This is a genomic window from Gracilibacillus timonensis, assembly GCF_900086715.1.
GTDB lineage: Bacteria > Bacillota > Bacilli > Bacillales > Amphibacillaceae > Gracilibacillus > Gracilibacillus timonensis.
In genome coordinates, this window is sequence record NZ_FLKH01000011.1 from 286,275 (window position 1) to 298,413 (window position 12,139).

Here is a 12,139-nt window from a genome sequence, read left to right on the forward strand (position 1 = left end):
AACTGTTTTTATCGTCGAAGTTTTCTTACCCAACCACCACTACCTCTTTCCCCGCTTCCTTCAACAGATCATGATAAAAGGAATCTTCGCCAATCACCAAAACCCGATCGCAAAGCTGTTTGATTTCATCCATATCATGTGAGGTGTAGATAATCAGTTTGTTCTCCTCGGTGGCTTGTCGTCGTAAATAGGCGCCAATCTCTTTACGTGACTTTAAATCAATCCCTACCGTTGGCTCATCCAGCAATAATAGGGAGGGATCATGGATTAGACTAATGGCTAAATTCAGCTTTCTTTGCATTCCGCCGGATAATGTTTTAGCCGGGTCTTTCCAACGATCTAAATGCATCTCGAGGCAGATTTGCTTCAGTTCTTCCTTGGATTTCTTCTGCCAAGATAATTTTTCAAAAAACACCATGTTTTCTTCGACCGTAAGCTTTGGCCAGATGGCAATATCCTGTGGCACAAAACCGATCTGTTTCCTGATTTGTGCGGTATGTTTTTGGTAGTCCCAATCATGCAAGTGAATGGAGCCAGCAGTTGGCTTGGAGATAGTAGCTAAGATATGAAGCAAGGTTGATTTACCTGCTCCATTCTCGCCGACCAGCCCTACTATCTCTCCTTGGTTCGCATGCAAAGATAAATTGTCTAATATCGTATGGCGGTGATATTTTTTCTTTAATCCAGCTATCTCAAGCATGTTTTTTCTCCTCTCGTACAAACCAAATAGCTATTCCAATCAAGCAAATAATTAACCAGCTGATAGTTGGCTCCCCAGATAAGAATGGGTAAAGGGGATTAATATAGGTCAGCCAGGTGATCGTCATGTCGCTGTTACCAAAAGGGAGCACGGTCGCGCTTAGCATCACTAAGACGATGGTTAACACGATGGCAGCAATATAACTAGCGTAGACACGGCGAATCAGCCAGACAAATAAAAAGGCAAACAGACATAACATCAGCCGGTAGGTCAGCAAGGTCAAAATAGAGATCGTTTCATCATATAATAGATAAAATAATGCCGCCGTCCCTAAGTCGATGATGAGGAACAACAAAAAATATACTAAGAGATGAAGTAGCATGTAGACAGGAAAGCTATGTCTCATAAAAGGCAGACGAATAGCTACACTAGCCTGCCGTTCTTTACTAACCCAATCAAAGATAAATAGTGTCATCAAAAATGCCGTAAAAGCCCAAGCCATCCATGGATTCCATTGAATGATTTCATCGGTTTCCGGACGCTCTTCACCCTGGTAACGAAAGACATGGTGTAATAAATCCTCTTCTTGTTGAATCTGCTGAGACGTTGCGATAATCTCCTCCGTTGTAAAGGTAGAAGTTCCCTCGATTTGTTGTTCCAATGACTGGACTGCCTCAGCAGCCTTTACTCTGCCGGTAGTTTGTTGAATAATCGACACAATCATTTCTTTGACTGGTTGGTAGGCCAACGAACGATTCGTATGATAAGCTGCCAGCAAGTCACTTCTTTCACCAGCTCGAATCTGCTCTTGATAACCTTCCCTTACGATGAAAACACTGTCTAATTCATGCTGTTGGACCTTTCTTAGAGCCTCACTCTCTGAAAAAGGTGTGACGGTGACCAATTCGGAAGCTTGTATCTCCTCGTATAAGTCGCTTACGGCCTCGTTCTCTTCTTCTAAGACAATCCCAATCGGTACACGAAAGTCGTCTTGTATATTGTCTGCGATGGTAAGAAAAGAGACGGTGATAAGAACAGGAAGCAATAACCAAAAACCTAAACTGAGCCATTGTTTTTTGAAGAGTAGTAAACGTGTATATAGGATGTCTTTCATTTATAGGCACGCCCCTTTCCAAGTGAGACGATGAGTGAAATGACAAAACTAACGACCAGCATATAGACTAAGGGCTGGTATTCGGCGTAAAAGCGTCCATTCAGACTGATTTGCTCGATCCAGTGAAAGGACTGGTAGCCAAAGCTATAGCTGAATACCTTTTCCAAATAAGCAGGGAAATATATCTCTGGAATAATAGCACCACTGAATAAAAGCACCATACCTGTGAATGCAGTATGGACGAGCAGGGTTAGCTTTTGTGATTTCAACAGCCAATCTAGTAAAATCAAGCACTGCAAAAAGATGCTGCTGTGCAATAGAGTCAGAATGGCGATTCTTCCATAATTTTCGCTGGTCAAATCTAAATCATCAAAAAGGTAAACAAGCCCGGCAAAGGTTAACACGGCGAGAACAGCGAGTATGATGATAGAAACGATCATGGCAGCTACTGCCTGCTGCCAATCTGTCACGCCATACAGCCTCATCCTTGTTCTCATTTTCTCATCATTATCTCGATGTAACATCGTATAAAGGATAAACAACCAGATAGTGATAAGCGTAAACCAGCCAGCCAAGCTAAAGTATGTAACAGGTGAGGCAGTGGCATGATTCGTAAGTGTTTGTTCATCGACTACTTGATTACTGCCTAGTACATAAAAGAAAAAGTCAACAAATTGTTCAAATAGCATATCGTTTCTGGCCTCGTTGTCCATATCCAGTCGCTTGGCATAGTCGTTAATGGTCAGGATATTGGCCTGAGAACCGCGGATATGTCGGGTGACTGTTTCCATCAGTTCGTTGATTAATTGGCTTTCTAGTGGTTGTTCAGGATTTCCAACAATGGTTACTTGGGAGCGTTGGCCGTTTAATAAACCTTGAAAAAAGTCGGCTGGAAAGACCATATAAGAGCTAAGCTGATTGGCTTCAATGCCAGTCTGTCCCTCTGCTTCTGAAATCTTCTCCATGTGCAGGCCTTCCCCTAACTGTGAGGATTCTGCTAATAAGTCAACAATCAATGCGGTTTCTTCCGATTGATCAAGGTTAACCAGACCAACTTCCATGGTTTCTTGTTCGGTTGTGTCGACCATGGAGATAATCGCCCATGCCAGCAATGATACTAATATAATCGGAGACAGCAAAAGAAGAGGAAGTGATAGCCACTTCCTCCCAAGCTGCAATAGGTTATTTTTGATAAATAGGTTTACTAGTTTTAAAGTATGCAACTTGAACACCTTCTTTTTTTACCATTGCGAACGATGCATATTACTGAGATTCCAGTAGTTCATCTAGTGCTTGCTGTTCTTCCTCGGTTAATTCTCTGTCAAAGTCGCTCTCATCGAACTCTGTACTTGGCTCTAAGGGTTGTTCCATCTCAGAGTCGAAGCCAGATCCAGGGTTAGGATCCATACCAGGCATCAAACTCTCCGGTCCAAATATTTCACTTGCCCATTCTTGGAATGCTTGCGCTACATCTGTTTCAAAGTAGTTGAGAATCTCGTCGCCAGACATGTCACTTAGGTTTTGTACTTGGTCTGGATTCGGGATTTCTACTTCATTAATGGTAGAGCCTGTTTGTGCAATATGCAGCGAAGCCACATCTTGATTGACATTCATACCATCATCGGCATAAAGGGTGTGATCAATCGACATTTGGTCACTTTCATAGGTTGCCTCACCAAGCCAGTAAACCGAAAACAGATGCGAGTCATATTCTTCTAATGATAGGCTGTATTCAAACTGCTTATCGTTATCTCCTTGCTCGGATTGCTGGAGACCTACCGTGGCACTACCCATCTCTGTGGAAAAGGTATACGTATCATTTGTTTCACCCTCTTCGTTAGATAAGTCGGCATTCACGGTGAGGGTTTCCTCATTTCCATCCGTTCCAGAGGTAAAGGTATATTCGAGTGTTTGTGTGGTATCAGACACGGCATGAGAGCCGGTAATGCTAATATTTTCTGATTGTCCGTTCATTTCAAATGTTCCCTGTAAATCCCGCTGTACGATAACGCCATCGTCTACCCATATCGTGGAGTTAAATCCATCGGGAAGCTCGAGGTTACTGATGTTTTCAGAAGCCTCTTGTAAAGATGATGAAAAATCCTCTTTCATCGATTCCATCACATCGGTTGGAGAGAGCGTATTGACAAAAGTGGCATAGCCGAGCTGGTTCACCACCATTTGCTGTAATTGCTCATCTTGTGCCATTTTATCGAACAACTCTGTGAAGATCGTTCGAAACTGTTCCTCCGTCAATTGGAAGCTTATTTTATCTGCGTTGATCTCATTATCACCGACAGTAACAGTTTCTGATGTACTGTCAAAGGCCTCGTCCGGGAGCTGATCGTATAAATAAGTGAGATACTCATCTTGTAAGTATTCTAGATCCTCTTCTGGAAGTGCATTATCTTGAAAAAGCATGGTGAAATCCACGTTTTCATCTCCGGTATAAGACGCTGGATCGATTTCACTGAGAATTCTCCCCAAGTCATCACCGTTTACTTGCAAATACTCCTCTAAAAAAGGTAATCCGGTATACAAATCATTAGAATCTAAAAATCCTTCTAATCCATCAATCTTAAAATCTGCTATGGAAGCGGATAGACTTCCAGAAGCCATTTGGTTTTCTTTGTCTATAGCAGATTGAACAGAGATACTGGCATTATTAATGATTTCATTATAGCCGAAACCGGATAAATTAGGGTGATCTACTTGTGCCGTAATGTCAAAGGCTGACTCTACCGCATTTTCATTGCTGTGTTCTACCCAGGCAAGCTCTTGTTCAAAACGGTTTTCAAGTGTTTCTTGAAGGTGTTCAAGGTTTTGCTTTTCCGCTAAGAAATAATTTTCTTTATCCGTAGTAAACACAAAAGCTCGTAAGGCGAATGCACCAGCAGCAACTACGATTACGGCAACAATGGTTATGATAATCCATTTCATCTTCGACTTAGGTTGCATTGCTTCTTGCTGTACTTGATCTTCCAATCTGTTTCCTCCTTATGATGTACGAAAATATGATGTCTGCGTGAATGTATCTATTACCCACAATGGAAATGGGGATAATAGATTAGATCACATATAAATACTAAATTACCATAAACAAATGATAAGCATCTATTGTTTCGACAACATTGACTAACAAATGATTCTTTTGATAGAGGAGTAGGGTGGTTTATTGATCTATAAGTCATATATTATGCGTTCTATAAGTGGATACGAATACCTATTAAAAGAATGGTGGAATATAATATAAAAAGATGAAGCAGCTGATTTTTACTGCTTCATCTTTTATAGGATAAGTTTTATTAATAAAAACGTTTAAAGCTATCGAAATGTTTGCTCCAGTAGCTATTACTTAAGGAAGTGATTTGTACACCTTTACTGGATCCTGCTTGAATAAATTTATTATTGCCAATATAAATACCCATATGTGAAATACCAGATCTGTAAGTGCCAGCAAAAAAGACTAGGTCGCCTACCTTAGGTTTGCTTACCTCATAAGAACGATCATAATAACCAGTGGTGGACAGTCGACCGATATCCATGCCTGCTTGTTTGTAAGCATAATAGATAAAACCACTGCAATCAAAACCACCTGGAGATGATCCTGCCCAAACATACGGAGTGCCGATTTGCGATTTCGCAACACTGATCAGTTTATTGACATTATAGCTCACATCAGATGGCGCCTCTTCCTTGGAAGCTCCACTGTTACCACTCGATGAGGAATTAGATCCCGAATTGGAAGAAGAAGCGTTAATACTTAACTTCTGTCCTACAAGAATAATATGAGAATTTAAATTATTCCATTTTTTAAGCTTTGTCACCGTTACCCCATGCTTAACTGCGATGTGTGAAAGAGTATCTCCGGACTTCACGGTATGTGTAGTTGCAGATGAACTATTGGAACTGCTGTTATTCGAGCTGTTGTTATTGTTAGAACTATTAGAATTGGATGAATTATTGTTGCTGGAATTGTTTGATGATCCATTTTTATTGACAACAAACACATCTCCAGGGTAAATCAGCGTCGTACTTAAGTTGTTCCATTTCATAATGTTTTGAACGGAAGTGTTGTATTTCGATGCTATACCACTTAAGGTGTCCCCACTTTTTACCTTATATGTAGATCCGTTCGAGCTGTTTCCACTGTTGCTGTTATTCGAATTAGATGAATCCGATGAACTGGAATTGGAGCTGGATGTTTTGCTTGTTTTAATCACTTGATTAGGGTGAATCAGATCGGAGCTTAAGTTGTTAATTGACTTTAGGGAAGATACGCTTGTACCATATTTTTGTGCAATTCCCCATAGTGAGTCCCCGCTCTTTACTTTGTGAGACGCTGCTTCCGCTTCATCTGCTATAAAAAAGGCAGAGGCAATCGCAGCGGTTGCTGTAACGGACATAAGAACTTTCTTGTTGTTCAATGGAAATCCTCCTTTTTCAATAAAAAAACGAATAAAATTAGTTTAATTAGTGTAAACACGAGTAAATATGTAAGTATTTATATTAGATGAATAGATATGGGATATAACGACAAATATCTATTACATTATAACTTTTTCTACATAATTTTAATAGGTATGCAATGAATTTGTGATCTAATTGTAATATAAAAGTGAGGTTTGATGGGGATGAGGGTAAAAGGGTATTTTTTGAAGTGATTTATAAATAATAAGAACGTGTGTGACGGCATCAATAAAGGTGTAATAAAAGTTTATAATTAATTATTGACAAACATAAATATACTAAGTATACTTTCGGCATCAAATAGAATAGAAGGAGTGGTTCCATGTATAAGGCTGGTTTTACGTTATGGTACAATGTCAGTAATGTCGAGCGCACGTTGGAATTCTACACGGAGCAGTTAGGTTTTGAAATGGATTCTTATGACAAAGAACATGGTATGGGAAGTGTACACACAAATACCAAAGATTGTTTTATTGGATTTTCAGAGGCGGAGCAGGTGGTACCTTCCACAGCAGCGGCAGTTATTGAAGTAGAGGATATTGAGAACGCAGTCAAAGAACTAGAGGCGAAAGGAATCACGTTTAACGGAGAAATTTCTACTATTCCGGGGTATGCTAAATTGATTACGTTTAAAGATCCAGATGGGCACGACATGGAGTTATCCCAAACATTGATGGTGTCGTAATGGATCAAGTTGTTCAGATCATACACATCACGAAAGAACTTTCCGGAAGATGGACGATTCCTATTCTATTATCACTCGAGAAATCAGGCGGACGATTCACACCATTAAAAAACGAGCTGCAAATTGCGCCGTCCCGACTGAGCGATAATTTGAAAACAATGTCTAATGCAGGACTTGTCCAACATTTATCTCCTTTTGAGCGAAACCACCCATTGCTCCCGGAATATCAACTCACGGAAAAGGGGCGCTTTATGAAAGAAGCCGCTCTGGTACTTTCAAGCTCTGAGCAACAATTGAATCGTGGCTTTCTTGCTGCCAAAGCATGGAATTGGCCCGTGTTAATGGCTCTTTATCATCACTACCATGAATTTAATGCGATCCGTCAATTATTGCAAACGGCGACACCGCGTATACTTTCTACACGGCTTGGCCAACTGCATGAAGGTAACTTAGTTCAGAAAATATTAGTGACAGAACCAACACCGAAATATACGTATGCATTAAATCCAGACACGGAGCCGATTCTTAAAGTGACAAATCATGATTTATTTTCACTATTATAATAATCGTATGCTTTGAGAAGAAAATAGGGTTTTCACATGTTAGAAGTAAATACTTGATTGGTACTGTGATATAGAAAGAGAATCATAATCGTCTTCCCCTTTGGATTTTTTATCTAAAGGGGTTTTATAATACACAATTCAAATTTAGGTAATATTACATTTGTAACTATTATGTTTCATCTGCCCTTGTCATGATAAAATTTATACTAATGTAATGGTGGGGGGGGAAATAGATGACCAAAAACAATTACCATTGGATCACATACGCTGGATTCTTTCTAATTGGCATGGCAGCAGTCTGGCTGATCATCCAAAATAACGGAATGATAGAAACTAGTGCAGACCATGACATGACCATTCCTTTTTGGCAGCAGTGGGTTATTTTCGGTTTATTGATAGGCCTGATTTTTATCTTAAGTGGAAAAGTATCTCAGAACAATCCATTTACTCAGACACCTAGGAAAATACTAATCAAACAAACAACAATTTTGACGGTTTTGGCATTGCTTTTTATGATGGCTCTGATTCTCATTCCAGATGAACATGTATTCACTTTTTTTCCGATACTGAAGATGGTGCTATTGTTGATCATTCCGGCAACCATGTTCCGCATGGCTGCCCAGAAAGATATGACAAAAAAGTCTTCCTATCTTAAGAATAACCAGTGGATATATCCATTACTCATCACAGCGGTTTGGATGGTTCTGTATTTTTACAGTCCGTTAGCCATACCGAAAGCACCTGCATATGAGGTTGGGATTCCGGTATTAATAGCAGGTACCTTTGTTTCATTTTTAATCAATAGTGTGCTGGAGGAATTCTTTTACAGGGTATGGCTGCAGACGAGGTTGGAAGCTTTGCTTGGTACCTGGCCGGCTATTATGTTATCTTCCTTGCTTTGGGCTGTATGGCATATGGCAATCCAAGGTGGAGCCGCTGCGGATATTGCGCTGGCTAATGTATTCGTTAATCAAGGGGTAACGGGGTTATTTTTAGGATTCTTATGGTCAAAGTACCGCAATATTTGGGTGTTGATTATGATCCATGGATTGATTAATCTACCTTTGCAGATTTTTACGCTGCTATTTTAATTGGTTGTCGAAGCAGAGAGGTTAAATGTATTACATTTGTAACTACAACGGTTTATGGTTCTCTGCCATAATAAGGCTATCAAAATAAGAGGAGGTACCATGCATGATCATTTCGCATATGAACGATATTGTAAAAAGGTATGGCTCTTTCCGAGCTTTGGATCATGTTGATCTGGAGATAGAAGAAGGCGAAATTCTAGGCTTACTTGGGCCAAACGGCGCGGGTAAGACTACATTGATTCATTCATTAGCCGGTTTGATTAAGGTGGATTCTGGAGATATTTCCTTGTTTGGAAAGGTATTGGGTAAAAATATGATGGAAATTAAACGGCAGATTGGCTTGGTCACCCAGGAGATTGCCGTTTTTGAAGACTTGACTGCCCGTGAAAACCTGGAATTCTTTGGCGGAATTTATGGTTTGAGAGGGACGGAACTGAAACGACGAGTGGATGAAACACTTCGCTTTGTTGGTCTAACCGATCGAGCAAAAAGCTTGCCGACGAAGTTTTCTGGTGGGATGAAGCGACGTTTGAATATTGCCTGTGCACTTGTGCATCGACCGAAGTTTTTGATTATGGACGAACCAACCGTAGGAATCGATCCACAATCACGGCATTATATTCTGGAATCGGTTCGCGAGTTGCAACAACAAGGCACCACCATTTTATATACAACACATTACATGGAAGAAGTGCAATCCATTGCTTCGAAAGTAGCTATTATGGACCAAGGTCATGTGATTGCTCAAGGGACATTAGATGAATTGATTGAAAATATTCAGCATGAAGAGAAGATTCATTTGGAAATAATCGAGGAGCCAACCAATGATGTATTAACTGAACTGCGAAACTTAGGCGGGGTAAAACAAGTTATCCAAGATAAGAAGAAAATTCAGATCATCTCTAGTGGGGGTGCAGAGAATGTGGATAATGTGCTTGCTGTGGTAAAGAAAGTAGGGGGAGTTCGTTCTGTTACAGCGGAGAAACCAACGCTGGAGGATGTATTTCTTACGTTGACAGGAAAGACGCTACGTGATGGGAAGGAGGAATAACATGTTACTCAGATCTGTTTATTTTGCTTTGCGAAGAATGCTGCGAGGTTATATTAGCTATGCCATGCTAATTCTGCTTCCTTTAGCTATTATTACCGTAAATGGCTTTGCGATCGGGGATGGATTCGTTGATGAACATGGACGTTCTGGGATGGAAATAGTTGCAGGTCCCATTATTATCGGCTTTCAACTTGTTGGCGGTTTTTATACAATGGAAACGGTGAAATTTGACTTGTTTTCGGAACATAAATGGCGTTTACTTTCCTTGCCTTATCCAACATATATCCATACCTTTTCGATTGTGATCAGCAGTGTCTTATTCAATATCTTAAATGGCACCATTATGGTGTTATTTACACACTGGGTTTATGGTGTGAATTGGGGGAATATGGCTTGGGTAATCCTTGTCTTGATATTTGTTTCTATTGTGTCGCAATTAGTATTCTTGTTATCCGTGATGGTGATAAAGAAATACAAGGTAGCAGAATTATTGGGATATACGTATGTTTTTCTCTTTATATTTTTAGCAGGTTATTTGTTCATTCCAGTACCTGATATCGCATTCCTTGACTGGATCAATCGCTTCATTAACCCACTGACACTTGGTGAGACGGTGGTCATCCATAACATGATCGGAACAGAAATGAAAGAAGCTTACTTAAGTATGGGCATGCTGCTTATGTTATCGGCTATATTAGTGGTGCTAATCATGCTATTTGGCAGGAGGCGGTTTGCATGACCATCTTCCTTTTTGCGATCAAACGTTGCTTTAGAGATATCATGAATATCGTTTTACTCTGTGTGCTGCCTATTATCGTCATATGGATGCCGGATGCAGAGTGGACGCCACTGCCATTAGGTTTTCAACTATATGGGGCGGTGTTATTTTTTGCTGCTGCCAAGCTTGTTAGTATCATGATGGAAGATCGAATGAAAGGGGTATTGATGAGGATTGGCGTTGCCCCTGTTACACATTTTCAGTATCTTTGGCAGAATCTTCTAGCTTATACGCTTATTCTTATGGTACAGATTATCCTCGTGATGATAGGCGGATTGTTATATGGGTATGATTTAGTTGATCCATTGTTTCTATTTTTGGTATATTTATTATTTGCGATAACGTCTATTAGTTTTTCTTTGGCGTGGTTTATGTTATTTAGACATAAAGAAACAGCTTTGGTAATTTTGATGAGTTTGATTATGTTGATGTCAATGGCTGGCGGAATGTTGTGGCCGATCGATTTGATGCCGGAATTTATGCAACGTCTTGTTATGTTATTACCAACTTATTGGCTGATAGAATCGTTAACGATTGTCACGACCCAAGCAGATAAGACGGAACTATTCATTCCGCTTGTCATGCTGCTGATGTTTACCATGGCTTTCCTTGTTGTTGGCAGTAGGCGACGTCTATCATAGATGGCGCTGCCGCTTTTTATCGTCGGAACGTCTTTTTTTAAACAATTCCTGCTGAAAATGGGAAAGCAGGCTTGAACTGTGGCGTTAGTTATACTAAAGTATGAGTAAACAATCGCTAAGTAGGGGTGTGACAAGGCAATGGAAAGATGGATTGGGACGTATACCGTAGATGGTTACACGATCGAGTATTCCGTCACAGGAAAGATTGGCACGCCCGTTCTTGTGATGCGTGGCGGCCATTCCAACTGTCATGAGGAGTTTGGATACAGTTTCCTGATTAAAAATGGGTTCACTATCATCACACCTTCGAGGGCTGGATATGGAAAAACATCAAAAGAAATGGGAGAGGATTTGTCCAAAGCTTGTGCTTATTATGTGAAGCTGTTAGATTATTTGAAAATGGATAAGGTGCATCTGCTTGCCATTTCTGCCGGTGGACCAAGTGGGCTTTATTTAGCTTCTCACTACCCAGAAAGGGTAAAAACATTGACATTGCAGAGTGCTGTGACAAAAGAGTGGCTGACGCCTGAAGATAATATATATAAGATTGCCCAGACGTTATTTCGCCCTCCAATCGAAAAAATCACATGGAAACTAGTCTCCCGTATGAGCAATCTGTTTCCGACATTCATGTTTAAAATGATGGCACCTTCCTTTAGCAATCTCTCCAATAAGAAAATAAAAAGCAAACGTTTTGATACGGATATGGAAGCAATCCAGAGAATGAATAATCGCCAACGATCGGTCTATGGATTTTTAATCGATTTATCAACGAAGGAGATTACGATTAAAAACTTACAGGCTATTACTTGTCTCACGCTTATCATGCATAGTAGACATGATGGAGCAGTTCCATTAGAGCACGCCAGCTATGCTGATCAACACATTCCACATTCTCAACTTTGTTTGTTAGAGACGTGGGGCCATTTAATATGGCTTGGGCATGGATCTGAACAAGTAAATGAAAAACTTGTAGAATTTCTTACGGATTATGTTGATGAGTGAATTGCTTCATTTCTTTTTGAAAAAAGATGCACTTGCCGAGA

12 protein-coding genes are annotated in these 12,139 nt (G+C 40.2%); 7 read left to right on the forward strand and 5 right to left on the reverse strand.

Annotated elements, in window-relative coordinates; all coding sequences use genetic code 11:
• Positions 1-25 precede the first annotated feature (25 nt).
• From BN6556_RS08710 to BN6556_RS08730, 5 genes are all read right to left on the reverse strand, one after another.
• Positions 26-700 (reverse strand): ABC transporter ATP-binding protein, encoded by a 675-nt coding sequence (locus BN6556_RS08710; protein ID WP_066189848.1) that lies wholly within the window; start codon positions 698-700, stop codon positions 26-28.
• Positions 693-1,814, reverse strand: a complete 1,122-nt coding sequence (locus BN6556_RS08715) for an ABC transporter permease (RefSeq protein ID WP_066189849.1) — start codon at positions 1,812-1,814, stop codon at positions 693-695. The genes BN6556_RS08710 and BN6556_RS08715 overlap by 8 nt, the downstream gene beginning before the upstream one ends.
• Entirely contained in the window at positions 1,811-3,037 is a 1,227-nt protein-coding gene (locus tag BN6556_RS08720) for an ABC transporter permease (RefSeq protein WP_066189852.1), read from the reverse strand. Before BN6556_RS08720 ends, BN6556_RS08715 begins: the two co-directional genes overlap by 4 nt.
• Before the next feature lie 40 nt (positions 3,038-3,077).
• Entirely contained in the window at positions 3,078-4,799 is a 1,722-nt protein-coding gene (locus tag BN6556_RS08725) for a DUF6583 family protein (RefSeq protein ID WP_066189855.1), read from the reverse strand.
• Positions 4,800-5,119: 320 nt separating this feature from the next.
• A complete protein-coding gene (locus BN6556_RS08730; RefSeq protein WP_078059998.1) occupies positions 5,120-6,241 on the reverse strand; it encodes a C40 family peptidase in 1,122 nt (373 codons plus the stop codon).
• Between the two features lie 365 nt (positions 6,242-6,606).
• Here BN6556_RS08730 and BN6556_RS08735 point away from each other — a divergent pair, with 365 nt between their 5' ends.
• The 7 genes from BN6556_RS08735 to BN6556_RS08765 all read left to right on the forward strand — a co-directional run bounded on the left by BN6556_RS08735 (position 6,607) and on the right by BN6556_RS08765 (position 12,098).
• Positions 6,607-6,969 carry a VOC family protein gene (locus BN6556_RS08735; RefSeq protein ID WP_066189858.1) on the forward strand — a complete coding sequence of 121 codons (363 nt, stop codon included), beginning with the start codon at positions 6,607-6,609 and terminating at the stop codon, positions 6,967-6,969.
• Positions 6,969-7,532, forward strand: a complete 564-nt coding sequence (locus tag BN6556_RS08740; protein WP_066189861.1) for a winged helix-turn-helix transcriptional regulator — start codon at positions 6,969-6,971, stop codon at positions 7,530-7,532. Before BN6556_RS08735 ends, BN6556_RS08740 begins: the two co-directional genes overlap by 1 nt.
• Positions 7,533-7,765: 233 nt before the next feature.
• Entirely contained in the window at positions 7,766-8,623 is an 858-nt protein-coding gene (locus BN6556_RS08745; RefSeq protein ID WP_066189864.1) for a CPBP family intramembrane glutamic endopeptidase, read from the forward strand.
• Between the two features lie 103 nt (positions 8,624-8,726).
• Positions 8,727-9,674, forward strand: coding sequence for an ABC transporter ATP-binding protein (locus tag BN6556_RS08750; protein ID WP_066189867.1), 948 nt, complete (start codon positions 8,727-8,729; stop codon positions 9,672-9,674).
• 1 nt (position 9,675) lies between these two features.
• Positions 9,676-10,413: an ABC transporter permease gene (locus BN6556_RS08755; protein ID WP_066189869.1), complete on the forward strand. Its 738-nt coding sequence runs from the start codon at positions 9,676-9,678 to the stop codon at positions 10,411-10,413.
• A complete protein-coding gene (locus tag BN6556_RS08760) occupies positions 10,410-11,093 on the forward strand; it encodes an ABC transporter permease (RefSeq protein WP_066189872.1) in 684 nt (227 codons plus the stop codon). The genes BN6556_RS08755 and BN6556_RS08760 overlap by 4 nt, the downstream gene beginning before the upstream one ends.
• A gap of 138 nt (positions 11,094-11,231) precedes the next feature.
• Positions 11,232-12,098: an alpha/beta fold hydrolase gene (locus BN6556_RS08765; protein ID WP_066189875.1), complete on the forward strand. Its 867-nt coding sequence runs from the start codon at positions 11,232-11,234 to the stop codon at positions 12,096-12,098.
• Positions 12,099-12,139 lie beyond the last annotated feature (41 nt).

Coding starts and splice junctions, on each gene's coding strand:
- BN6556_RS08710 (WP_066189848.1), bottom strand. CDS start 700: ATGCTTGAGATAGCTGGATTAAAGAAAAAATATCACCGCCATACGATA.
- BN6556_RS08715 (WP_066189849.1), bottom strand. CDS start 1,814: ATGAAAGACATCCTATATACACGTTTACTACTCTTCAAAAAACAATGG.
- BN6556_RS08735 (WP_066189858.1), top strand. CDS start 6,607: ATGTATAAGGCTGGTTTTACGTTATGGTACAATGTCAGTAATGTCGAG.
- BN6556_RS08740 (WP_066189861.1), top strand. CDS start 6,969: ATGGATCAAGTTGTTCAGATCATACACATCACGAAAGAACTTTCCGGA.
- BN6556_RS08745 (WP_066189864.1), top strand. CDS start 7,766: ATGACCAAAAACAATTACCATTGGATCACATACGCTGGATTCTTTCTA.
- BN6556_RS08750 (WP_066189867.1), top strand. CDS start 8,727: ATGATCATTTCGCATATGAACGATATTGTAAAAAGGTATGGCTCTTTC.
- BN6556_RS08755 (WP_066189869.1), top strand. CDS start 9,676: ATGTTACTCAGATCTGTTTATTTTGCTTTGCGAAGAATGCTGCGAGGT.
- BN6556_RS08760 (WP_066189872.1), top strand. CDS start 10,410: ATGACCATCTTCCTTTTTGCGATCAAACGTTGCTTTAGAGATATCATG.
- BN6556_RS08765 (WP_066189875.1), top strand. CDS start 11,232: ATGGAAAGATGGATTGGGACGTATACCGTAGATGGTTACACGATCGAG.